Annotated in this window: 26 protein-coding genes; 6 read left to right on the top strand and 20 right to left on the bottom strand. The window is 74.1% G+C overall.

Annotated features, from left to right (window positions below; translation table 11 throughout):
* Positions 1-23: 23 nt before the first annotated feature.
* The 12 genes from hemB to hemE form a co-directional block, all read right to left on the bottom strand.
* Positions 24-1,004, bottom strand: a complete 981-nt coding sequence (gene hemB, locus NL142_RS02880; protein ID WP_194683455.1) for a porphobilinogen synthase — start codon at positions 1,002-1,004, stop codon at positions 24-26.
* Positions 1,001-1,840 carry a uroporphyrinogen-III synthase gene (locus NL142_RS02875; RefSeq protein WP_435080885.1) on the bottom strand — a complete coding sequence of 280 codons (840 nt, stop codon included), beginning with the start codon at positions 1,838-1,840 and terminating at the stop codon, positions 1,001-1,003. Before NL142_RS02875 ends, hemB begins: the two co-directional genes overlap by 4 nt.
* Entirely contained in the window at positions 1,837-2,823 is a 987-nt protein-coding gene (gene hemC / locus NL142_RS02870) for a hydroxymethylbilane synthase (protein ID WP_435080884.1), read from the bottom strand. Before hemC ends, NL142_RS02875 begins: the two co-directional genes overlap by 4 nt.
* Positions 2,820-4,070 carry a ferrochelatase gene (locus NL142_RS02865; protein WP_194683458.1) on the bottom strand — a complete coding sequence of 417 codons (1,251 nt, stop codon included), beginning with the start codon at positions 4,068-4,070 and terminating at the stop codon, positions 2,820-2,822. Before NL142_RS02865 ends, hemC begins: the two co-directional genes overlap by 4 nt.
* Positions 4,070-4,840, bottom strand: a complete 771-nt coding sequence (hemQ, locus tag NL142_RS02860; protein WP_237609854.1) for a hydrogen peroxide-dependent heme synthase — start codon at positions 4,838-4,840, stop codon at positions 4,070-4,072. The genes NL142_RS02865 and hemQ overlap by 1 nt, the downstream gene beginning before the upstream one ends.
* Positions 4,841-4,910: 70 nt before the next feature.
* Positions 4,911-5,474: a TIGR03086 family metal-binding protein gene (locus NL142_RS02855; RefSeq protein WP_435080883.1), complete on the bottom strand. Its 564-nt coding sequence runs from the start codon at positions 5,472-5,474 to the stop codon at positions 4,911-4,913.
* 86 nt (positions 5,475-5,560) lie between these two features.
* Positions 5,561-7,180 carry a polyprenol phosphomannose-dependent alpha 1,6 mannosyltransferase MptB gene (gene mptB / locus NL142_RS02850; RefSeq protein ID WP_435080882.1) on the bottom strand — a complete coding sequence of 540 codons (1,620 nt, stop codon included), beginning with the start codon at positions 7,178-7,180 and terminating at the stop codon, positions 5,561-5,563.
* A 39-nt stretch (positions 7,181-7,219) separates the two neighbouring features.
* Positions 7,220-7,495 (bottom strand): DUF3618 domain-containing protein, encoded by a 276-nt coding sequence (locus tag NL142_RS02845; protein ID WP_194683462.1) that lies wholly within the window; start codon positions 7,493-7,495, stop codon positions 7,220-7,222.
* Positions 7,485-7,901: a phage holin family protein gene (locus tag NL142_RS02840; RefSeq protein WP_011931810.1), complete on the bottom strand. Its 417-nt coding sequence runs from the start codon at positions 7,899-7,901 to the stop codon at positions 7,485-7,487. Before NL142_RS02840 ends, NL142_RS02845 begins: the two co-directional genes overlap by 11 nt.
* A gap of 32 nt (positions 7,902-7,933) precedes the next feature.
* Complete coding sequence (locus tag NL142_RS02835) at positions 7,934-8,275, bottom strand: hypothetical protein (RefSeq protein WP_012300075.1); 342 nt, start codon at positions 8,273-8,275, stop codon at positions 7,934-7,936.
* A 127-nt stretch (positions 8,276-8,402) separates the two neighbouring features.
* A complete protein-coding gene (gene hemG / locus NL142_RS02830) occupies positions 8,403-9,842 on the bottom strand; it encodes a protoporphyrinogen oxidase (protein ID WP_435080881.1) in 1,440 nt (479 codons plus the stop codon).
* Positions 9,835-10,962: a uroporphyrinogen decarboxylase gene (gene hemE, locus NL142_RS02825; RefSeq protein WP_194683464.1), complete on the bottom strand. Its 1,128-nt coding sequence runs from the start codon at positions 10,960-10,962 to the stop codon at positions 9,835-9,837. The genes hemG and hemE overlap by 8 nt, the downstream gene beginning before the upstream one ends.
* 104 nt (positions 10,963-11,066) lie before the next feature.
* Between hemE and NL142_RS02820 the strand changes: the two genes are divergently transcribed.
* From NL142_RS02820 to NL142_RS02805, 4 genes are read left to right on the top strand one after another with little or no spacing between them, the layout of a single operon-like run.
* Positions 11,067-12,386 (top strand): glutamyl-tRNA reductase, encoded by a 1,320-nt coding sequence (locus NL142_RS02820; protein WP_194683465.1) that lies wholly within the window; start codon positions 11,067-11,069, stop codon positions 12,384-12,386.
* Positions 12,383-13,021: a GNAT family N-acetyltransferase gene (locus tag NL142_RS02815; protein ID WP_308726700.1), complete on the top strand. Its 639-nt coding sequence runs from the start codon at positions 12,383-12,385 to the stop codon at positions 13,019-13,021. The genes NL142_RS02820 and NL142_RS02815 overlap by 4 nt, the downstream gene beginning before the upstream one ends.
* Positions 13,022-13,034: 13 nt before the next feature.
* Entirely contained in the window at positions 13,035-13,640 is a 606-nt protein-coding gene (locus NL142_RS02810) for a GNAT family N-acetyltransferase (RefSeq protein ID WP_435080880.1), read from the top strand.
* Between the two features lie 9 nt (positions 13,641-13,649).
* Complete coding sequence (locus tag NL142_RS02805; protein ID WP_308726701.1) at positions 13,650-14,195, top strand: NUDIX hydrolase; 546 nt, start codon at positions 13,650-13,652, stop codon at positions 14,193-14,195.
* Here NL142_RS02805 and NL142_RS02800 read toward each other — a convergent pair.
* Positions 14,185-14,505 carry a hypothetical protein gene (locus NL142_RS02800; protein ID WP_435080879.1) on the bottom strand — a complete coding sequence of 107 codons (321 nt, stop codon included), beginning with the start codon at positions 14,503-14,505 and terminating at the stop codon, positions 14,185-14,187. The genes NL142_RS02805 and NL142_RS02800 overlap by 11 nt on opposite strands.
* Before the next feature lie 132 nt (positions 14,506-14,637).
* Here NL142_RS02800 and NL142_RS02795 point away from each other — a divergent pair, with 132 nt between their 5' ends.
* On the top strand, positions 14,638-14,811 hold the full coding sequence (locus tag NL142_RS02795) for a CsbD family protein (RefSeq protein ID WP_194683468.1): 174 nt from the start codon (positions 14,638-14,640) through the stop codon (positions 14,809-14,811).
* Positions 14,812-14,907: 96 nt separating this feature from the next.
* On the opposite strand, the gene NL142_RS02790 is transcribed toward NL142_RS02795, so the two are convergent.
* Both NL142_RS02790 and NL142_RS02785 read right to left on the bottom strand, forming a co-directional pair.
* Positions 14,908-16,092 (bottom strand): AMP-binding protein, encoded by a 1,185-nt coding sequence (locus NL142_RS02790; protein ID WP_435080878.1) that lies wholly within the window; start codon positions 16,090-16,092, stop codon positions 14,908-14,910.
* 19 nt (positions 16,093-16,111) lie between these two features.
* Complete coding sequence (locus NL142_RS02785) at positions 16,112-17,023, bottom strand: 1,4-dihydroxy-2-naphthoyl-CoA synthase (protein WP_043585277.1); 912 nt, start codon at positions 17,021-17,023, stop codon at positions 16,112-16,114.
* 54 nt (positions 17,024-17,077) lie between these two features.
* Between NL142_RS02785 and NL142_RS02780 the strand changes: the two genes are divergently transcribed.
* Positions 17,078-18,061: an o-succinylbenzoate synthase gene (locus NL142_RS02780; RefSeq protein ID WP_435080877.1), complete on the top strand. Its 984-nt coding sequence runs from the start codon at positions 17,078-17,080 to the stop codon at positions 18,059-18,061.
* Between the two features lie 30 nt (positions 18,062-18,091).
* Here the strand turns inward: NL142_RS02780 and ccsB are convergent, their stop codons facing one another.
* Genes ccsB through NL142_RS02755 form a run of 5 tightly spaced genes read right to left on the bottom strand, consistent with a single transcriptional unit; the run spans position 18,092 to position 22,737 of the window.
* Positions 18,092-19,117 (bottom strand): c-type cytochrome biogenesis protein CcsB, encoded by a 1,026-nt coding sequence (gene ccsB, locus NL142_RS02775; RefSeq protein WP_435080876.1) that lies wholly within the window; start codon positions 19,115-19,117, stop codon positions 18,092-18,094.
* On the bottom strand, positions 19,114-20,760 hold the full coding sequence (gene resB, locus NL142_RS02770) for a cytochrome c biogenesis protein ResB (RefSeq protein ID WP_194683471.1): 1,647 nt from the start codon (positions 20,758-20,760) through the stop codon (positions 19,114-19,116). The genes ccsB and resB overlap by 4 nt, the downstream gene beginning before the upstream one ends.
* Positions 20,744-21,484 (bottom strand): cytochrome c biogenesis CcdA family protein, encoded by a 741-nt coding sequence (locus NL142_RS02765; RefSeq protein WP_160478296.1) that lies wholly within the window; start codon positions 21,482-21,484, stop codon positions 20,744-20,746. The genes resB and NL142_RS02765 overlap by 17 nt, the downstream gene beginning before the upstream one ends.
* Positions 21,485-22,093, bottom strand: coding sequence for a TlpA family protein disulfide reductase (locus NL142_RS02760; RefSeq protein ID WP_435080875.1), 609 nt, complete (start codon positions 22,091-22,093; stop codon positions 21,485-21,487).
* Positions 22,093-22,737 carry a histidine phosphatase family protein gene (locus NL142_RS02755; protein WP_435080874.1) on the bottom strand — a complete coding sequence of 215 codons (645 nt, stop codon included), beginning with the start codon at positions 22,735-22,737 and terminating at the stop codon, positions 22,093-22,095. The genes NL142_RS02760 and NL142_RS02755 overlap by 1 nt, the downstream gene beginning before the upstream one ends.
* Positions 22,738-22,742: the final 5 nt, after the last annotated feature.

Here is a 22,742-nt window from a genome sequence, read left to right as displayed (position 1 = left end):
GAGGAGGAGGGAGGTGGGGCGGCTCAGCGCCGGGCGAGGCGCTCGGCGAGCTCGACGGCCCAGTAGGTGAGGATCGCGTCGGCGCCGGCCCGCTTGATCCCGAGGACGCTCTCCTCGATGGCGCGCTCGCGGTCGATCCAGCCGTTCTGCGCGGCGGCCTCGATCATCGCGTACTCGCCGGAGATCTGGTACGCCCAGACCGGCACGCTGCTGGTCGCGGCGACGTCGGCGAGGATGTCGAGGTAGCTCATGGCGGGCTTCACCATGACGACGTCGGCGCCCTCCTCGATGTCGAGCTCGACCTCGCGCAGCGCCTCGCGGCGGTTGCCGTTGTCCATCTGGTAGGTGCGGCGGTCGCCGACCAGCTGCGAGTCGACGGCCTCGCGGAAGGGGCCGTAGAACGCGGATGCGTACTTGGCGGCGTAGGCGAGGATCGCGACGTCGTGGTGCCCGGCGTCGTCGAGGGCCTCGCGCACGGCGCCGACCTGGCCGTCCATCATGCCGCTGAGGCCGAGCAGGTGGGATCCCGCCTCGGCCTGGGCGAGGCCCATGGCGCGGTAGCGGTCGAGGCTGCGGTCGTTGTCGACCACGCCGTGCGCGTCGAGCACGCCGCAGTGGCCGTGGTCGGTGAACTCGTCGAGGCACAGGTCGGTCTGGACGACGAGCGCGTCGCCGACCTCCTCGACTGCGACGCGCGTGGCGACGTTGAGGATGCCGTCGGGGTCGCTCGCGCCGGAGCCCTCGGCGTCGCGCACCTCGGGGACGCCGAACAGCATGACGCCGCCGATGCCCGCCTCGGCGGCCTCGACGAGCGCGCGGCGCAGGCTGTCGAGCGAGTGCTGGGAGACGCCGGGCATGGACGTGATGGGCGAGGCCTCCGTGAGGCCCTCGCGCACGAACATCGGCAGCACCAGGTCGGCGGCGTGCAGGCGCGTCTCGGCGGTCAGCCGGCGCATCGCCGGCGTGGTGCGGAGGCGGCGCGGGCGGTAGTAGGGGGAGGTCATTCGGTGGTGCTCCGATCGAGGAGGTCGGCGAGGCCGGTGAGCCCCGCCGTGTCGGTACGCGGCTCCTCGTGGCGGGCGATCTCGACCAGGGACTGGATGAGCGACGCGGCCGAGCGCTCGGATGCGACCACGTCGACGCGCACGCCGGAGCGGCGGGCGTCCTTCGCCGTGCGCGGGCCGATGCAGGCGATGAGCACGCCGTCGGGCACGTCGCCCAGCTGCTCGTGCACCTGCTCCGCGACGCTGCCCGAGGTGACGAGGATGGCGCGGACGCGGCCGGAGGAGACGTCCTCGCGGATCCGGTCGCTGACCGGGACGCCGACCGTGCGGTACGCGACGACCGAGCGCACGTCGTGGCCGCGCGCGATGAGGCCGTCGGTGAGCGTCGGCTTCGCGATCTCGGACCGGAGCGTGAGCACGCGGCGGCGGGGGGATCCGGCGGCCATCTCGGTCCACTCCTCCAAGAGGGCGGTGGCCGACGAGTCGATGGAGGGCACGAAGTCGACGGTGTAGCCCGCGGCGACGAGCGCGGCGGCCGTGGTCTCGCCGACGGCCGCGATGCGCGTGCCCTCGGGGACGACGGCGCGGTGCGAGGCGAGCACGTCCACCGTAGTGGCGCTCGTCACGGTGAGCCAGTCGAAGGTTCCCGCGGCCAGGTCGGCGAGGGCCGACTCGAGCGCCTGGGCGTCCTGCGTCGCTGCGAAGTTGATCATGGGCGCGACGACGGGCGTGGCGCCCTGCGCGCGGAGGTCGTACGCGACGCCGTCGCCCCACGGTCCGCCGCGGGGCACGAGGACGCGCCAGCCCTTTAGGGGCTTCTGGTCTGTCGAGGTCATCGGGTCCCTCCCAGCGGCGCGAGATCGGCCGCTCCGGCGTCGAGGAGCTCGCGGGACACGGGCCCCGAGAGCGCGGAGGCGGATGCGCCCAGCTGCGCGAGGTCGAGCCCCGCCGTGTCGAGCTCGTGGCTCGCGGCCATGCGCTGCGTGCCGTCGGGTCGGTAGACCACGGCGGTGAGGGCGAGGCGGGCGCTCGTGACGGTCGCCCAGGCTCCGATGGGCGCCGCGCAGCCGGCCTCGAGCGCGGCGAGCACGCCACGCTCCGCGAGGACGGCGGCGTGCGTGAACGGGTCGTCGACGGCCTCGACGGCGCGACCGACGACCGAGTGCGTCTCGGCGTCCTCCGCGCGGATCTCCAGCGCCAGCGCGCCCTGCCCGGGCGCGGTGGGCCAGCGGTCGAGCTCGAGGTGCTCGGTGGCGGCGTCGATGCGGCCGATGCGCTCGAGGCCGGCCGCCGCGAGCACGACGGCGTCGAGGTCGCCCGCGGTCACGCGGGAGAGACGGGTGTCGATGTTGCCGCGGATGTCGACCACGTCGAGGTCCGGGCGCTCGGCGAGGATCTGCGCGCGGCGGCGCGGGGATCCGGTGCCGACGCGCGCGCCGCGCGGCAGGGTCGCGAGCGTGAGGCCGTCGCGCGCGCAGAGCACGTCGCGCGGATCCTCGCGCGCCGGCACCGACGCGACCGTGAGGCCCGCGTACGGCGCGGTCGGCAGGTCCTTGAGCGAGTGCACCACGAGGTCGCACTCGCCGCGGAGCAGCGACTCGCGGAGCGCGCTGGCGAACACGCCCGTGCCGCCGAGGCTCGACAGGGACTCGCGCGACGTGTCGCCGTGCGTGGTCACGGGCACGAGCTCGACCTCGAGTCCCGACGCGCCGGTGATCTCCGCGGCGATCGCCCGCGTCTGGGCCAGGGCGAGCGCGCTCCCCCTGGTCCCGATGCGGAGCGTCGTCGTCGGAGCCGACGTCGTGGGACCGTCCGTCACGGTGCGAGCCCGGAGACGGCGGGCTTGAAGCCCAGCCGCACGTTCTCGCAGCAGCCGGTGCGGCACACGTCGTACCAGGGTCCGAGGTCGGTCATGTGCGGCCGGTCGGCGGCCTTCATGCCGTCGCGGCGCTCCAGCACGAGGTCGATGAGGCCGTCCACGTACGCGGCGTGCACGCCCGGCGTGGGCACGCGCACCGAGTACAGGCCGTTCTCGGCGGCGGACTCGGTGGCCTCGTTGTCGAGGTCCCACTTGACCTCCATGTGGTCGCTCACGAATCCGAGCGGCACGATCACGACGGCGCGGCGGCCCTGCGCGGGCAGCTCGCCGATGGCGTCGTTCACGTCGGGCTCGAGCCACGGCATCGAGGGCGGGCCGGAGCGCGACTGGTAGACGAGCTGCCACGGCACGTCCTGGTCGATGCCGAGCTCCTTCTTCACCTCGTGCATCACGACCTCGGCGACGGCCAGGTGCTGCGCGGCGTACGCGCCGTCCTCGTCGAATCCGCGCTCGGCGGGTCCGGACTTGGAGGCGTCCGACGACGGGATGGAGTGCGTGGAGAACAGGATCTCGACGTCGGTCGCGAGGTCGACGGGCTTCCCCTCGGCCTCGAAGTGCGCGATGACGTCGCGGATCCCGTCGCGCGTGCCCTCGATGAACGGCGTGACGAAGCCCGGGTGGTCGAAGAACTGGCGCACCTTGTCGATCCGGACGACGCCCTGCAGCTGCGTGTCCTCCAGCGCGTCCGCGAAGTCCTCGCGGTACTGGCGGCACGAGGAGTACGAGCTGTACGCGCTCGTGGCGACGGCGATGAGCTGGCGGTAGCCCTTCTCCTCGGCCTCGCGCAGCGCGTCGTTGAGGTACGGGCCCCAGTTGCGGTTGCCCCACAGCACGGGCAGGTCGATGCCGCGCTCGGCGAGGCGCGCCTCGAGGGCGGCCTTCAGCTCGCGGTTCTGCTCGTTGATGGGGCTGATGCCGCCGAACGCGCGGTAGTGGTGGGCGACCTCCTCGAGGCGCTCCTCCGGGATCCCGCGACCGGCGGTGACGTTGCGGAGGAACGGGATGACGTCGTCCTGACCCTCGGGGCCGCCGAAGGACGCGAGCAGGATCGCGTCGTACGCGACGGGCTCCTCGACGTGGGCGGGGCCCATCTTCGCGGCCTCGCTCGCGGCGGAGACGAGGGCGCCGGGCGCCCGAGGCGCGTCGGTGGCGGGGGCGGGCTTGCGACCCAGGTTGACTGCGGCCATTACTGGAGGACCTCCACGAGCTCGGCGGTGGTGATGCGGCGGCCCGTGTAGAACGGGACCTCCTCGCGCACATGACGGCGCGCGTCCGTGTTGCGCAGGTCGCGCATCATGTCGACCAGGTCGACGAGCTCGTTCGACTCGAGCGGCAGGATCCACTCGTAGTCGCCGAGGCCGAACGAGGAGACCGTGTTGGCGATGACGCTGCGGAAGGCCGCGCCCTGGCGGCCGTGCTGGGCGAGCATGCGCCCGCGCTCCTCGGGCGGCAGCAGGTACCACTCGTAGGAGCGGACGAAGGGGTAGACGCAGAGCCAGTCGCGCGGCTCCTCGCCCCGGAGGAAGCCGGGCACGTGGCTGCGGTTGAACTCGGCGTCGCGGTGGACGCCCGCGGCGCTCCACGACGGGATGAGCGCGCGGATGAGGCGCGCGCGGCGGATCTCGCGGAAGGCCCACTGGAGGGTCTCCATCTGCGGGCCGTGGATCCAGACCATGAGGTCGGCGTCGGCGCGCATGCCCGAGACGTCGTAGAAGCCGCGGACGGTGACGCCCTCCGCCTCCACGATGTGGACGATGCCGTCGAGCTCGTCGACGGCCCCGGGGACCTCGCGGCCGTCGAGGTCGTCTGGGCGGGCGGGATCGCGGCGGAGGACGGCCCAGAGGGCGTAGCCGCTGGGGGATGCCTCGGGGGTGGACCCGTCGTCAGGACGGGCCTCTCCGGGGGACTCGATCGGGGGGACCTGAGATGCCGCCGACTCGGCAGCCGGGATGCTCATGATCTCCATGGTACGTCTCGCGGGGACCCCGCCCCTGCATCGGACGGGCGGCCGTCAGATCATTCGCGGGCTACCGGGCGTCGCGGCCCGTGAGCGCGAGCAGCCGCACCTGCAGCGGCGCGTCCTCGGCGACCGGCACGGGCGAGGCGAACAGCCCGCTGGCCTCGAGCGTGTCCTTCTGCGGGGCGAACACCGTCCACGTGGCGCGCACGAGCTCGTCGTCGATGCGCTCGTCGGCGCCGACCGCGCGCGCGAGGTCCCAGCCGTGGATCACGACGTCGGACAGCTGCTCGCGCAGGTACTCCCGGGCGGGCACGCGGTCGCTCGAGAGCAGGACGGGACGCTCCGGGTCGACGCCCTCCCACGCCGCGAGCGCCTCGCGGGAGTAGCGGCCCCACTCGGCCACGAGGTCGTCGTCGAGGTCGCGGATGAGCGGCCGGCCGGTCTGCACGGTGTGGCCGGCGAGGAGGAGCGGCACCCACTGCTGCTCCTCGATGACGTGCGCCACGAGCTCGCGGACGTCCCACTCGACGTCGGGCGTGGGCGCCGTCCAGTCGGTGACGGCGGCGAGGCGGTCGGCGAAGCGGCCGTGGGCCCGGCGGATCAGGTCGTGCCAGTCGAGGTCGGTGTCCATGGTCGAGCTCCCGTCGGTGGTGTGCTCGGGGAACGTCGGCGGCCCTCGCGCGCATTCCCGCACCCGAGGGCGACCTGGGCCGGGGATCAGACCGGGGGCTGCCTCGCGGCCGAGAAGTGGTGGCGCGGCGCGCGGAGGGCGCGGAACGGATCCGTGCCCGCGAGCCCCTGCAGCCCCGGCGCGAGGATCCCGAGGACCCCCACGACCGCCACGACGACGACCAGCAGGCGCGGCCAGCCGGACGCGACGGAGTGCACGACGGCCATGGGCTCCAGCAGGTTGACGCCGACGAGGAACACGGTGGCCGAGACCGCGAGCGCCATGGCCGCGCCGTCCGCGATGCCGACGACGGCGAGGATCACGAGCACCCACAGGCCGTACCAGGGGTAGACGACGGGCGACATCGCGACGATGCACGCGAACGCCAGCGCGAGGCGGGCCTCGCCGGAGAGCGTGCGGGTCGTGAGGATGCACCAGGCGGCGCCCGCGAAGCCGAGCAGGATGCCCGCGGTCTTGATGCCGCCCTCGACCGCGTCCCCCGGCCCGCCGAGCGCATCGACCAGCGGGCCGAACGCGCCCGCCGCCACGCCGAAGGGCATGAACCACGAGACGACGGAGACGGGGCTCGACAGCGCGGAGATCCAGCCGAGGCCGACGCCGAGCAGCTCCCCGCCGAGCGCGAGGAGGCCCATGGCGGCGAGGCCGGACGCGGTCCACGCCGCCCAGACCCGCGGGTCGCGCGTGGGCGGACGGAGGCCGACGACCCCGCCGGCCGACCCGTCGACGGCCACGCCCTCGGGCGCTCGGTCGTCCACGCGTCGGGCGCGCATCTCCGCGTGCACGATCGCGATGATGGGCAGGGCGAGGAGCGCGATGGGCTTGACCGCCACCGCGCACGTCACGAGCAGGACGCCGAGCACGGGCCGCGAGTCGATGGCGGCGAGGAGGCCGGCGACCAGCAGGCCCATCATCAGCGCGTCGTTGTGCGCGGCCACCACGAAGTTGAAGCTGACGAGCGGGCTGGCGGCGAGGAACCACGCCGTGCGCACGGGGTCGATCCGGCGTCGGCGGGCGATGCGGAGGCCGCACGCGACCATCAGGACGACGCCGAAGACGGCGACGCCGCGCGCCGCGAGGACCGCGACCTCGACGCCGAGGGCGTCGTCGATCGCACCGATGACGCGCTCGATCGCGAGGAACAGCGGGCCGTAGGGCGCGGGAGTGTGCGCCCAGAGCGGGTCGACGCCCGTGCTCCGCCAGTCGGGCAGCACGGCGGGCCCGTGCTCGTAGGGCGAGAGGCCGGCGCCGAGCACGCGGCCCTGGGCGATGTACGAGTAGATGTCGCGGCTGAACAGCGGCGCGCTCACCAGGAGCGGGGCCGTCCAGATGACCGCGAGCCGCAGGGTGGCGCGCAGGCCCGCCTGGCCGAGTCGCGGGAGCAGCGCGCCGAGGAGGAGCCACGCGGACGTGAGCATGAGCCCGCCCACCACGACGGCGACGGACCCGACGCTCGTCCCGAGGGGCGAGACGCGGAGGGCGCCGATCACCGGGGTGCGGGACAGCTCCGACTCGGCCGGCGCGTGGCCGACGACGAACGAGGCCGCGAGGAGGAGCAGCGAGCCGACGAGCCCGACGATCCCGGGCAGCAGCAGCGGATGCGCCCCCAGGGATCCCGGATCACGTGCCTCGCGGCGGCGTGGACGCACGGACTCCCCCTCGGCCATGACGGACGCTCGACCTGCGGGTCAGCGACGCGCGGCGCGGGCCACGGCCCAGACCACGCCGCCGACCACGACGACCGCGCCCACACCGACGGCCACGAGGAGCAGCGGGTCCTCGTCGGCCGTGCGGCGGATGCGGCGGCGCAGGTCGGCGATGCCGTCCTTCGCCCGGCGGCGGACGTTCAGCTTGGCCTCGAGGGCGTCGAGCGTCGCGGAGATCTCCTCGCGCGTGTGCTGGATGTCGAGCCTCAGCTCGGTGCGGGACCGGGGTCCCGTGGGGCGGGGGCGGTCAGTGGTCATACTTGCCGGTCCCCTTCACCGCGTCGACGTCCTCCTTGAGGCTGTCCACCGTCTCCTCGGGCGTCGGCGGGACGCCCTTCTTGATCCAGCGGATGCCGAGCAGCGCCAGCACCACCGTGATGAGGAGGAAGACGCCCGCGACGATGAGCGCGGAGAGCCACGGCGAGAACGCCTCGGACAGGCCGAGGATCGCGGCGGCGACGAGCACCAGGAACGCGATGAACGCGAAGAACAGCGCCACGACGAGGAAGCCGGCACCGATCCCCGCGTGCTTGAGCTTGGAGACGAGCTCGTTCTTGAACGACTCGATCTCGTCCTTGATCAGCTGGACGATGAGCGTCGGCAGGTCGGCGACGAGCCGGACGAGCGAGCGCTTGCTCTTCGGATTGAGATCCTGATCCGTCATGCGGGGTTCCCTCCTGGGGATGGGCGGGCGGGTCAGCGGGAGGTGCCGGAGCCGTTCGGCTCCGGCGATGCGGGGTCCATGGTCGGGTAGTGCGTGCCCGAGGCGCTCGAGGGGGTGGAGCCGCTCGCGGAGTCCTTCTTGCCGCCGGTGACGGTGCCGACGACCTTCTTGGCGCCGCCGACGACCGCGTGCGCGACGTCGGGGGTGTGGTCCTTCACGAAGCCGGCCGCGTTGTCGACCTGGCGCTGGACCTTCGGGTCGTCCCAGACCTTCTTGGCGTTCGTGCGGATCTGCTCGTAGCGCTTGCGACCGGCGCGGGCGCCGAGGACGTAGCCGACACCGGCTCCGGCGACGAAGAGAAGCTTGCCTTTCATGGGAGATCTCCGATCGTTGAGGGGGCACGTGCAGCACACGTCGGTCCAGCGTATCCCTCCGCCGCCGCCGCGTGGTCGGGGGCGACGGGGCGGTCGGCGGCCGGCCAGCCGGGGCCGCGATCGCCCATCAGCGGGCCAGGAGGCGCGCCGCGGCGGCCTGGGCGTCGGCCACCACGGAAGCGAGCCCGGTGCCCGCGACGGCGGACCCGGTGATCTCGAGCCCCGGGTGCTCGGCCGCCTCGTCGCGCACGGCCTGCACGCGCTCGCGATGGCCGGACGCGGCGAACGGGAGGGCGTTGGTCCAGCGCACGCGGGCGGATCCGGTGACGCGGCCGGCGAGGTCGACGCCGAGCAGCGCCGACGCGTCGTGCACGGCGATCGCGGTGAGCTCGTCGTCGGGGACGCCTGCGGTGTCGTCGTCGCCGCCCGCACGCCCGTAGGAGAGGCGGAGCACGTGGCGGTCACCCGCCTGCTCCTTCAGCCACGGCCACTTGGCGGTGGCGTGCGTGAGGGCCTTGGCGCGGATCCCCGGGGCGTCCGCCGCGACGAGCACGCCGGTGCCGCGGGGAGCGGCGTCGAGCTCGGGCGCGCGCACGACGAGCGTGACCAGCTCGACGGAGGACGGCGCGGGCCAGCCCTCCGTGACCGCGTGCGGCGCGAGCCCGGAGAAGAGGTGGATGAGGCCCGCCGCGGGGATCGCCAGGACCACGCCCGCCGCGTCGACGCCCCGGCCGTCGGCGAGCTCGACGTGCCAGTCGTCGAATGCGGCCGCGCCCGCGTGGGAGCGGTGCCGGTGCACGGACTCGACCGCGAGCGACGTGCGGACGTCGACGCCGAGGCGCGCGAGGTCGGCGACCAGAGCGTCGACCAGCAGGTGCACGCCGCCGACGATGCCGCTGACGGCGGATCCCGCGGGGGACGCCGCGCGCATGGACGCGACCGCGCGCCCGAGCGACCTCTGCTCGGCGAGCCCGGCGCGAAGGCCGGGCGCGACGGCGTCGGCGTCGACCTCGTCGGGGTGGGCGCTGTGCACGCCGGAGACGATGGGGGCGACCAGCCGGTCGACGACGCGGTCGCCCATGCGGGCGCGGACGAGGCCGCCGAGCGTGCGCTCCTTCGCGCCGACGGCGGCGGGGAGCAGGAGGTCGGCCTTGGCCCGGGCGACGCCGGCCCGGCCGATCGCGGTCGCGATGGTGGCGTCGAACGGGTGCGCGGGGATCCCGAGCAGGCCCGTGCGCGGCAGCTGGATGGCGCGCTCGGCGAGCTGCACCCACGCGCCGTCCGGGTTCGGCTGCACGATCAGGTCCGCGAGGCCCAGCTCGCCCAGGAACGTGGCGACGGTGCCGCGGCGCGTGGCGAAGCTCTCGGCGCCGCTGTCGAGGCGCAGGCCGTCGACCACGTGGGATCCGACGGTGCCGCCGAGCGCGGGCGACGCCTCCACGAGGATCACGCGCTTCCCGGCGAGGGCGCAGGCGCGGGCGGCGATGAGGCCGCCGACGCCGCCGCCGATCACGACGACGTCGGTCGGGTCGACCTCGCCGGCGGCCTGCCGCGGGTCGCTACTCACGGACGAGCTCCACGATGCGGGTGAGCACGGTCGGGTCGGTCTCGGGCGGCACGCCGTGGCCGAGGTTGAGGACGTGGGCGGGCGCCGCCTTCCCGCGCTCGAGCACGTCGCGGACGTGCGCCTCGAGGATGGGCCACGGGGCCGCGAGGAGTGCCGGGTCGACGTTGCCCTGGACGGGCACGGATCCGCCGAGCCGGCGCGACGCCTCGTCGAGCGGGATGCGCCAGTCGACGCCCACAGCGTCGACGCCCACGTCGTGCATCGCGCCGAGCAGCTCGCCCGTGCCGACGCCGAAGTGGACGAGCGGCACCGTGCGGCCGTCCGCGGCGGTGATCGTGCGCACGTGGTCGAGCGCGAGGGCGGACGCCGGGGCGACGCGCTGCGTGTAGTCGGCGAGCGAGAGGCCGCCGGCCCACGAGTCGAAGAGCTGCGCGGCGGAGGCGCCCGCCATGACCTGCGCGTGCAGGAAGACGCCCGTGATCTCGGCGCACCAGCGCATGAGGGCGTCCCAGGCGTCGGGATCCGCGTGCATGAGGCCGCGCGCCGCGATGTGGTCCTTGCTCGGGCCACCCTCCACGAGGTACGCGGCGAGCGTGAAGGGCGCGCCCGCGAAGCCGATGAGGGGGGTGTCGCCCAGCTCGGCGACCGTCCGCGCGACCGCCTGGCGGATGGGCTCGAGGGCGGCCGGATCCAGCGACGGCAGCGCGGCGACGTCGGCCGCGGTGCGCACGGGCTTCTCCAGCACCGGTCCGCGACCCGCGACGATGTCGACGCCCACGCCCGCGAGCTTCAGCGGGATGACGATGTCGCTGAAGAAGATGCCCGCGTCCACGTGGTGGCGGCGCACCGGCTGCAGCGTGATCTCGCTGGCCATCTCCGGGTCGAGGCACGCGTCGAGCATCCTCGTGCCCACGCGCAGCTCGCGGTACTCGGGCAGCGACCGGCCGGCCTGGCGCATGAACCACACGGGCGCGCGCTCGCCGCGATGGCCGCGGTACGCCTCGACGAGGAGCGACGACGCGGTGCGCGTGTTGAGCGGATGCTCCGCGGGGAGCGGGACGACGGCGGACGAGGGCGCGGAGGCGGCGGAGGAGATGGGCGTGATCACGGAGGAGATCATCGCATCCCCCGCCTGCGCGCCCGCTCGGCTGGGGAGGCTGGCCGCACGTAGTCAGGGTGCCCTCACCGACCCGGAGCACACGGCGGGGAGGTTTACCATGGAGCGTGCTCATATGTCTGACGGCGAGTCATCACAACGCCAGCTTCGAGGTCCTCGAGAAGCTGTCCGTGGCCGCACCCTCCGTCGCCGGCGCGCTCATGGAGCAGAACGACTTCATCGCGGGGGCCGTCGTCCTCGCCACCTGCAACCGCTTCGAGGCCTACCTCGACGTGGAGGAGCCCCTCACCGCGGCCCGCGCGCTGGCCGTGGAGGCCACCGTCGACGTGGTCAGCGGCGCCAGCGGCATCGCCCGGGACGAGGTCCGCGGCAGCGTCGACGTGAAGTGCGGCGACGCGGTCGCCGAGCACCTCTTCGCCGTCTCCTCGGGCCTCGAGTCCGTCGTCGTCGGCGAGGGCGAGATCGCGGGCCAGGTCCGCCGGGCGCTCGAGGGCGCCCGCACCGGCGGCACGACGAGCACCGGCCTCGAGCGCCTCTTCCAGACCGCGTCCAACACGTCGCGCGGCGTCAAGACCCGCACGGGCCTGCAGAGCGCCGGACGGTCCATGGTCCGCCTCGCGCTGGATCTCGCCGAGAGCCGCATCGCCGACTGGTCGGCCACCCGCGTCCTCCTCGTCGGGACGGGCGCGTACGCGGGCGCGAGCCTCGCGGCGCTCCGCGACCGCGGCGTCGCGGACGTGCACGTCTACTCCCCCTCGGGCCGCGCGCAGAAGTTCGCGGGCCCGCACGGGATCCCCGCCGTCGAGGGCCGCGACCTCCTCCGGGCGCTCGCCGCGTCCGACATGGTCGTCACCTGCAGCACCGCGCCCACCGCCGTGCTCGCCGCGCACCACATGCAGGGCGCCGCCGCGGTCTCGGGCGACGGGCGCCGCCGCCTCGTCATCGACCTCGGGCTCCCCCGCAACGTGGATCCGGACGTCGTCACGGTCGAGGGCGTCGAGCTGCTCGACCTCGAGACCATCAGCCTGCACGCGCCGCTGCGCGACCTCACCGCCACGGACGACGCGCGCGAGATCGTCAGCACCGCCGCCGCCGAGTTCCGCGCCGCCAGCGCCGAGGACGAGGTCGCCCCCGCCGTGGTGGCGCTCCGCACCCACATCTTCGACGTGCTCGAGGGCGAGCTGGAGCGCGTGCGCAAGCGCGGCGACTCCTCCGACGCCACCGAGAAGGCGCTCCGGCACCTCGTGAGCGTCCTCGTCCACCAGCCCTCCGTGCGGGCCCGCGAGCTCGCGCGCCAGGGCGAGGGCGCCCGCGTGGTGGACGCCGTCCAGGCGCTCTTCGGCCTCGACGTGGAGATGCCCGCCGCGGTGTCCTCCCCCGTCGCCGTCGCGCTCCCGCGCACGGCCGAGGCGGGCCAGGCGTCGTGAGGCCCCGCATCCTCCGCGGCCCGCGCCTCGACGCGCCGCTCAGGATGACGGAGCCCGTGCGCACCGAGCGCCTGGTGATCCGGCCCTACACGGCCGACGACCTCGACGACTACGCCGACATCCAGCGCCGACCCGACGTGGTCGAGTACATGTTCTGGCCGCTCCGCGACCGCGAGGCGTCGAGGCGCCACCTCGCCGCCCGCCGCCGGAAGACCCGGCTCGAGCAGTCCAACGACTTCCTCGGGCTCGCCGTCGAGCTGCCGGACGAGCCGAGCCTCAATCCGCGCGCGGGATCCGGCCGCGTCGTCGGCGACGTGTCCCTCCTCCTCCGCAACGCGGCCTCGCGCCAGCTCGAGATCGGCTGGGTCATGAACCCGGACTTCGCAGGCCGCGGCTACGCCACCGAGGCCAGCCGCGCGATGCTCGACATCGCCTTCCAGCGCGCGGGCGCCCACCGCGTCCTCGCCCAGCTCGACGCCCGCAACACCTCGTCCGCCCGCATGGCCGAGCGGCTCGGTCTGCGCCGCGAGGGTCACTTCCGCGAGGAGCACCTCGTGAAGGGCGAGTGGGTCGACAGCCTCTACTACGCCGTGCTGGCCGACGAGTGGGCGACGACGACGCCCGCCGCCACCTGACCGGCGGATCCCCGTGGACGGCGACCTGCCCGCGCTCGACCCGGTCGAGGTGCGCGGTCCCGTCCGCACGGCCCGGCTCGTGCTGCGGCCGTTCGCGCCGGACGACGTGGTCGCGATCGAGGCCTACGCGGCGTCCCCGGGCGCGCGGCCGCACCTCGCCGGATCCGCATCCGACCCCGGACGCATGCTCGCCGACCGCCTCGGCTGGACCCGGCTGGCGGAGGTGGGCGACCGGCTCGCCCTCGCGATCGAGCTGCCCGCCCAGGGCCAGCGGTGGGCGCGCGTGGTCGGCGAGGTGCACCTGCTGCTGCGCGATCCCGGAGCACGGCAGGCGGAGCTCGGCGTGGTCCTGCACGAGGACGTGCGGGGCGCCGGCCTCGCGGCGGAGGCGGCGGACCGGATCCTCGAGCTCGCCTTCGCGGAGGTGGGCGTGCACCGCGTCGCGTGCCGGGTCGACGCTGCGGACGCGACCGCGCTCGGGCTGGCCGAGCACCTCGGCATGCGGCGCGAGGGGCTCCTGGTGCACGACCGATGGGTCGGCGGAGCGTGGGCCGATACCGTTGTCGTCGCCCTGCTCGACGTGGAGTGGGCGGCTCGCACGAGCCTCGACGGACTGTAGGAGGACCGCGTGACATCGACCCCCGACCCGGCAGGACGCCCCGTCGTCCCGGTCATCGACGACGACGATGACGACGACCTCGACGAGCTGGACGGGCTCGACTTCGACGGGCCCGGGGACGCGGCCCGGCGTCGCGGCCCCGACGAGCGGCCGCTGCGCGTGGCCGCGCTCGCCCTCATCCGCGACCGCCGCGTGCTGATGGTGCGCGTCGCCGGGCACGACGTGCTCTACCTGCCCGGCGGCAAGATCGAGCCCGGCGAGGGCGCGCGGCAGGCGCTCGTGCGCGAGGCCGCCGAGGAGGTGGGGCTCGACATCGATCCCGCCACGATCGAGGATCTCTTCACCGTCCTGGCCGACGCGCACGGCGTGCACGCGGGACGCCTCGTCAGCATGACCGTCTACCGCGCGGAACCGCGCGAGGGCACGAGCCAGGAGCCGGTGCCGTCGGGCGAGGTGGCCGAGGTCGAGCTCGTGGGATCGGCGGACGCGCACCGCTGCCCGCCCGCCGGCCAGGCCGCGCTGGAGCGCCTGGTGGCGCTCCGGCTCATCGACTGACGGCGTCGTCCCCGGGGGTCGCGGCGTCGGCCGGGGCCACGGCGGCGGCGTCGCCGGGCATGCGGGATCCGGCGGCCAGCTCGGCCGCTCGCGTCGCGCGGACCTTGCGGCGCTGGTCGACGAACGCGACGGCGGCCACCACTGTCGCGATGCCGCCCGCGACGAGCGTGCCGGTCACCTCGCCGACGCCGTCGACATGCACGGCGGCCACGAGGATCGCGACGGTGAAGGCGGCGATGACGAACCCCACCGCGAGGATCAGCCAGGACAGCAGGCCCTTGGCGCGGGCGTCGGGCGTGCGGGTGGCCATGCGCCCATCCTCCCACGGGCGGCGGGAGTTCCCCGGGGGGCGCCCGCCCGTGCGTCCGGTGCGAGGGGGTGACGCCGGACTCGCGCGGGCGTAGCGTCGAAGGCGTCCCATCCACCGAACGAAGGAGCGCATATGAGTGCGGAAGACAAGGCCCAGAACACCGGCGAGAAGCTCGCGGGGAAGGCCGAGGAGGCCTTCGGGAAGCTGACCGGCGACGACAGCAAGGTCGCCGAGGGCGAAGCGAAGCAGGCCGGGGCAAGCGCCAAGCAGGCCGGCGAGAACGTGAAGGACGTCTTCAAGAAGTAGGACTCCTACGAGGGACGTCCGTCCCGAGAGGCGAGGGGCCGGGTGCCGAGCATCCGGCCCTTCGTCATGCCCGGGGGCCGGGCCGGGCGTGGCGGCTCAGGCGATCGGATCCGCGTCGGCCCGCGCCCGCAGCGCCCGGCGGTCGGGCTTGCCGGACGGCAGCGTCGGGACGGCGTCGATGCCGCGGACGACGGCGGATCCCGCGACGCGGCCGAGGCGCGCAGCGAGCTCGCGGCGCACGCGCTCGGCGAGCTGCGGATCCACGGGTCCCGGCACGAAGACGACCGGCCGCTGCCCCCAGCCCGCGTGCTCGCCGGGCACCGCGACGGCCTCGCCGAGGCGCGGCTCCCATGCTGCGAGCGACCGCACCGCCTCCTCCACCGCGGCCAGCCGCAGCTTCTCGCCCCCGGAGATCACGACGTCGTCGAGCCGCCCGGTGATCCGCAGCACGCCGTCGACGAGCTCACCGCCGTCGCCCGTGCGGTACCAGCGGCGGCCGTCGTGCTCGCCGAACGCGGCGTCGGTCGCTCCCGGGTCGCCGAGGTAGCCCTCCGCGAGCATCGGGCCGGCGAGCTCGACCTGGCCGTCGACGACCGCGACCTCGGCCGTCGCGACCGGCACGCCGTCGTACACGCAGCCGCCGGCGGTCTCGCTGGATCCGTAGGTGCGCACCACGCGCCACCCCAGCGCGGCCGCGCGGTCGACCAGGTGCGGCGGCGTCGCCTGGCCGCCGACGAGGATCGCCTCGAGGCGTCGGACCGCGTCGCGGATCTCGCGGGCGTGATCCCCCGCGCCGTCATCCGCTGCCTCCACCAGCCGGTGCAGCTGCGTCGGCACGAGCGAGGTGTACCGGGCGACGCGCGCGTCCATCGACGCGGCCAGCTCCGCGAACGCGCGCGGGTCGAAGCTCCCGGGCGCGAGGACCGCGGGCGTCGTGCCCGCGGCGATCGAGCGCACGAGCACCTGGAGGCCCGCGATGTAGTGGGTGGGGAGCGCGAGGATCCACTGCCCGGGCGCCCCGAGCGCCGCCTGCGAGGCGGCGGCGCTCGCCAGCAGCGCGTCCGACGACAGCGCGACGCGCTTGGGCCGGGAGGTGGTGCCGGACGTCTCGACCACGAGCGCGACGCGGCGCTCGACCTCGGCGGGCGGCGGCGGATCCCCGGCGGCGACGGGAGCGTCCACCGGCCGCGCGATCAGGGCCGGGCCGTCGCCCGCGAGCGCCGCGCGGAGGAGCGGCACCACATCGGCGCCGGACTCGGTCAGCCGTTCGAGGCGCCTCACGGGAGCGGGACCGCGCCGATCAGAACTGCCACGGGAACGGCGACCAGTCGGGCGCCCGCTTCTCGAGGAAGGAGTCGCGCCCCTCGACGGCCTCGTCGGTCCCGTAGGCGAGGCGCGTGGCCTCCCCCGCGAACACCTGCTGGCCGACCATGCCGTCGTCGACCGCGTTGAAGGCGAACTTGAGCATGCGGATCGCGGTGGGCGACTTCCCGAGGATGGTCTCGGCCCAGTCCAGCGCCGTCGCCTCGAGCTCGGCGTGCGGCACGACGCGGTTCACGGCGCCCATCTCGTACATGCGCTGGGCGCTGTGCTCCTCGGCGAGGAAGAAGACCTCGCGCGCGGCCTTCTGGCCGACCTGGCGGGCGAAGTACGCGGATCCGTACCCGCCGTCGAACGAGCCGACGTCGGCGTCGGTCTGCTTGAAGCGGCCGTGCTCGGCGGACGCGATGGTGAGGTCGCACACGACGTGCAGGGAGTGCCCGCCGCCCGCGGCCCAGCCGGGGACGACCGCGATGACGACCTTGGGCATGAAGCGGATGAGGCGCTGCACCTCGAGGATGTGGAGCCGGCCGGCGCGCGCCGGGTCGACGCCCTCCGCGGTCTCGCCCTCCGCGTACTTGTAGCCGTCGCGCCCGCGGATCCGCTGGTCGCCGCCGCTGCAGAACGCCCAGCCGCCGTCCTTCGGGCTCGGGCCGTTGCCGGTGAGGAGCACGACGCCGATGCGCGGATCCTGCCGGGCGTCGTCGAGCGCCTGGTACAGCTCGTCGACCGTGCGCGGGCGGAAGGCGTTGCGCACCTCCGGCCGGTCGAACGCGATGCGCGCGATGCGGCCGGTGAGGTCGTGGTGGTACGTGATGTCGGTGAAGCCCTCCGCGAGGGGGACGTCGCGCCAGCGGGTGGGATCGTGGATGTCGGAGACCTGCTTCACCATGCGTCCAGCCTAGGCGGCGCCCCGGCGGGCGCCCGCGGGTGCGAGGCTGGAGCCATGCTCCCCGCCCTCGACGACCTCCTCGCCACCGCCCGCGTCGTCGCCCTCCCGCTCCGCACGCGCTTCCGCGGCCTCGACGTGCGCGAGGCCGTGCTCATCCAGGGCCCGCTCGGCTGGACGGAGTTCTCGCCGTTCGTCGAGTACGACGACGCCGAGTCCGCGGCCTGGCTCGCGGCCGCGATCGACTTCGGCTGGACGGACCCGCCCGCTCCCTTGCGCGACCACGTGCTCGTGAACGCGACGATCCCGGCGATCGAAGCGTCGCGCGTCGCCGAGGTGCTGGCGCGCTACCCGGGCTGCCGCACCGCGAAGGTCAAGGTCGCCGAGCGCGGCACGACGCTCGCGGACGACATGGCGCGCGTCGCCGAGGTCCGCCGCCTCCTCGGGTCCGAGGGCCGGGTGCGGATCGACGCGAACGCGGCCTGGAACGTGGACGAGGCCGAGCACGCGATCCACGCCGTCGCCGAGCACGACCTCGAGTACGTGGAGCAGCCCTGCGCGACCGTGGAGGAGCTCGCGGAGCTGCGCGAGCGGATCCGCCACCTGGGCGTGCCGATCGCCGCCGACGAGAGCGTGCGCAAGGCCGAGGACCCGCTGCGGGTCGCTCGCGCAGGCGCCGCCGACCTGCTCGTGATCAAGGCGCAACCGCTCGGCGGGATCCACCGCGCGCTGCGGATCACGCAGGAGGCCGGCCTGCCCGTCGTGGTCTCGAGCGCGCTCGACACGAGCGTGGGCATCTCGATGGCCGCGCACCTCGCGGCCGCGATCCCCGAGCTGCCGCACGACTGCGGCCTCGGCACGGTCTCGCTCTTCGTCGAGGACGTCGTGGCCGAGCCTCTGGTGCCCGTCGACGGCCGGATCCCCGTGCGTCGGGTCACGCCCGACGCCCGCCTCCTCGACACGCATGCGGCCGACGCCGACCGCCGCGAGTGGTGGCTCGACCGGATCCGCCGCACGCACGCCGTGCTCGCCCGTGCCTGAGGCCGCGGACGTCAGCAGGCCGAGCGCGGCCTACAGCCCGCTGTAGGTGTGCAGTCCCTTGAAGAACACGTTCACGACGCCGAAGTTGAACATGACGGCCGAGAACCCGATGATGGCCAGCCACGCCGAGCGCGACCCGCGCCAGCCGCGCGTGGCCCGCGCGTGGATGTACCCGGCGTAGAGCACCCAGATGATGAAGGTCCAGACCTCCTTGGTGTCCCACCCCCAGTAGCGTCCCCACGCGCGCTCGGCCCAGATGGCGCCGGCCATGAGCGTGAAGGTCCAGAAGATGAAGCCCACGATGTTGAGGCGGTAGGCCATCGACTCGAGCGTGACGGAGTCGGGCAGCGTCGCGAGGAAGCGCATCTTCGCGGCCCGCGCGTCGGCGGCCAGCGACTCCCGCCGGAACTGCAGCAGCTGCACTCCGGACAGCGCGAAGGCGAGGGCGAAGAAGCCCGTGCCGAGCGCCGCCACGAAGACGTGGATCACGAGCCAGTACGACTGCAGCGACGGCGGCAGCGGCGCCACCTCGACGCGGTACTGCACCACGGCGATGCCCAGGAGGATGAGGATGAGCCCGGTGACGAAGGTGCCGAGGAAGCGCAGGTCGCGGCGCGTGAGCACGATGAGGTAGACGCTGAGGATGAGCAGCGTGCCCGTCATGGCGAACTCGTACATGTTGGCCCACGGCACGCGCGAGGCGGCCAGGCCACGGAGCACGGTGGCGACGGCGTGCGCGACGAACCCGACGACGAGCAGCACCATGGCCACGTTGAGGCTGAGCGAGCGGCCGGCGGCGACGGGCGTGTCCGGACCGGAGGCGACGCCGTCGCGACCCGACGACGCGGGCTCGCGCTCGATGGTGGCGGTGCCGCCACGGCGAGCGGCGGTGGCGCCGACCGCGGAGGGCTGGCGTGCCGCGGCGGTGGCCGCATCCGCCACGAGCGCGGACCGCCGCGCGAGGTCGAGGGCGAACGCGATGAACGCGGCCGCGTAGAGCCCCATCGCGACGAGGAGCGCGATGAGGGAGACGTCGTCGAGCATGGCCGTGTTCACGAGTGGAGCCTAACTTCTGCATCTGACACCGCGCCCGGCGAGAGGCCGGCCACGTGCTTGTCCGCCAGGGCCGCGACGGCGGCCTCCAGCGTGGGGTCCTCGCCGCGGGCGAGCCCCGCGTACTCGAGGGTCGTGGATCCGTCGGCCTGCGGCACCGCCTTGACCCACACGCGCCGGCGCGGCACGAAGAGGGACGTGAGCAGGCCGCCGAGCACGAGGATCGCGAACAGCAGCACCCAGCGCTGCGTCGGGTCGTGGTGCACGTCGAACGAGACGAAGCGCGGCACCGAGTCGAGGCTCACGCTGCCGAGGCCGTCGGGCAGGTCCATCGTCTGGCCGGGGGCGAGCTCGATGGACTGGACGCCCGTCTTGCCGCCGGTGAGCTGCGTGAGGTTCCCCGTGTCGAGCGTGTACACCGAGGTGGGCACGCCGCCGTCGATCCCGAGGTCGCCCGTGTAGACGTTGAGCGTCAGCAGCGGGTTGTCGAGGTCCGGGTAGGAGGAGAAGAACGGCGCCTTCTCCGCGCCCTGCGTCGGGTAGAAGAAGCCGAGCATGCCGACCTGCTCGCGCAGGCCGTCCGGCACCTTGACGACGCCGAGCGAGGTGAGCTTCGCGTCCTGCGGGAGGAACGGCACGTCGGCGCTGTAGACGACCGTGCCCGCGGGATCCCGCACAGTCACGTGCGGCGCGTAGCCGTTGCCGAGCAGGTACATGTCGGTGCCGCCGATGGCGAGCGGGTCGTTGACCTTGACCTCGCGCTCCTGCGGCTGGCCGCCCGGCACGTCGGCCGTCACGTCGGCCGTGAAGTCGAGCGGCTGGCCGATGGCGTTCGGGTTCTGCTGCTCGTACTGCACGTGCAGCGCGTTGAGCTTCACCCGGTAGGGGGTGAGCGACGAGTCGTCGAAGAACCGGCCCGGGTTGAACGAGTCGAAGGTGGAGAGCGTGTTGACGAACGACTGGCCCTCCACGAGCACCTTCTGCCCGGAGTAGCCGAAGCCGCCGCCGATGCCGACCGTGATGAGGATCCCGACGAGCGCGGAGTGGAAGACGAGGTTGCCCGTCTCGCGCAGGTAGCCGCGCTCGGCCGAGACCGAGAGCACGCCGCCCGCGGCCGACGCGTCGTCGACGAGGACCGTCCGGTAGCGCTGGCGCTTGAGCAGCGCGCGGGCCTGGCGGATCGCGTCGACCGGATCAGCGGTGGTGGTCCGCGTCGTGTACCCGGCGAGGCGGGAGAGCCGGGCCGGCGTCTTGGGCGGTGCCTGGCGCAGCGCGTCGAAGTGGTGCTTGGCGCGCGGCACGACGCAGCCGATGAGGCTGATGAACAGCAGCAGGTAGATGGAGGAGAACCACACAGAGCTGTAGGTGTCGAACACCTGGAGCTTGTCGAGGACCGGATAGAGGTCCGGGTTGTCGGCGCGGAACTGCGTGACGCCGTTCGGGTCGGAGCTGCGCTGCGGCACGAGGGATCCGGGGATCGCCGCGAACGCGAGGAGCAGCAGCAGGAACAGCGCCGTGCGCATGCTCGTGAGCTGCCGCCAGAACCAGCGCAGCGTGCCGAGGAAGCCGAGCTTCGGCTGCGCGATGGGCGCCCCCTCGCGCGGCGCCTGCCGCGGGGAGTCGACGTGGTCAGATGGCCGGGACATACGAGGCGATCACCCCCTGGAGCTGGAGCATCCACGCCGACCAGAGCCCGGAGACCATGAGCACGCCGGTGATGACCAGCAGGGCTCCCCCGACGAGGTTGACGGTGCGGATGTGGCGGCGGAGGAACCCGACGGTGCGCGTCATCCACCCGAGGCCGAGGGCCACGAGGAGGAACGGCACGCCGAGCCCGATGCAGTAGGCGACGCCGAGCAGCACGCCGCGGCCCGCGTCGGCCGACGTGAGGCTCATGGAGATGACGACCGCGAGCGTCGGGCCGATGCAGGGCGCCCAGCCGATGCCGAACACGATGCCGAGCAGCGGAGCGCCCGCGAGCCCGGTCGCGGGGCGCCACGAGCTCTTCACCTGCCGCTGCAGGAACCCGAGCCGGCCGGTGAACACGAGGCCCATCACGATGAGGACGACCCCGAGGATCCGCGTGATGACGTCCTGCCAGCGCATCAGCCAGAAGCCGGCCGTGGCGGAGACGAGCGTCGTGATGATGAAGACCGCGGAGAAGCCGAGCACGAACAGCGCCGTCCCGAGGAGCAGCCGGCGACGCGTCGCGGATCCGCCCTTGGCCTCGGCCATGCCGCCGATGTACCCGAGGTAGCCCGGCACGAGCGGCAGCACGCAGGGCGACGCGAACGAGACCAGGCCCGCGAGCAGCGCGAGCGGCACCGCGACGAGGAGCTGGCCGGAGAGGACGCCCTGGATCTGGTCCACCTACCCCGCCGCCTCGGCGACGGTGTCCTTCACCAGCGTGCGGAGCACGCCGGGGTCGATCTGCCCGAGCACGCGGGAGGCAACGCGGCCCTGGCGGTCGAGGATGATGGTGGCGGGCACGGCGTTCGGCGCGATGGTGCCGGCGAAGGCCAGCTGCATGGAGGTGTCCTCGACGTCGAGGACGGACGGGTAGGTGATGCCGTACGTCTTGTCGAAGGAGTCGACGTTCGGGCGTTGGTCGCGGGTGTTGACGCCGAGGAACTTCACGCCGTCCGCCGCGTGCTCCTCGCTCGCGGCCTGCAGGTCCTTGGCCTCGAGGCGGCAGGGCGGGCACTCGGCGTACCAGAAGTTGAGGACCGTCACGGATCCGCGGTAGTCGGCGGAGGTGATCTCCGTGCCGTCCGACAGCGTGCCGGAGAAGTCGACGGGGGCCGCGCGCTCCGCCAGCGGGATCTCGGTGAACGTGCCGTCGCCGGCGATGTACCGCTTGTTGTCGCCGGCCTTGAACTCGGCGGCGAGCGGATCCTCGGTGCAGCCCGAGAGCGCGACGGCACCGAGCACGGCGGAAGCGGCGGCGGCCAGGATGCTGCGACGGCTGACGCCGGGCATCACACCGCCCCCTGGTCGACGGCGTCGGCGGCGAGCCCCGCGGCCGCGTCGATGTAGCCCGTCTCGACGAAGCGGTCGCCGACGCGCTCCACCGTCGTGATGCTCGACAGGGCGCAGCGACGCTGGCGCGGGTCGTGGAAGAGGCGCTCGCCCGCGAGGGAGAGGTGGACCATCCAGATGGGCAGCTGGTGGCTGACGATGACGACGTCGCCGTCCGGCACGGAGCGGTACGCGGCCTTCACGGCCTCCGCCATGCGCACCGCGATGGAGCGGTAGGACTCGCCCCAGCTGGGCTTCACCGGGTCGACGACCAGCGGCCAGAGGCGCGGCGAGCGCGCGATGCGCGCGGGTGAGGGGAACTTGGATCCCTCGAAGCGGTTGGTGGGCTCGATGACGCGCTCGTCGGTGGCGACCTCGAGGGCGAAGCGCTCGGCCCACGGAGCGGCGGACTCCTGCGCCCGCTGCAGCGGGGAGGCGATGACGCGGTTGACGGGAGCGCCCTCCTCCTCGAGCGCGCGCGCCGCGGCGTCCGCCATGCGGTGGCCGAGCTCGGAGAGGCCGTACCCCGGGATCCGTCCGTAGAGGACCCCATGCGGGTTGTGCACCTCGCCGTGACGGACGAGATGGATTCGTGAGGCGACCACCCGTC

The organism is Clavibacter quasicaliforniensis, from assembly GCF_051201715.1.
In the GTDB taxonomy this organism is placed as follows: Bacteria; Actinomycetota; Actinomycetes; order Actinomycetales; family Microbacteriaceae; genus Clavibacter; species Clavibacter seminis.
The sequence above is the reverse complement of the archived record's forward strand: the minus strand, read 5'-3'. Positions and strand labels throughout refer to the sequence as shown.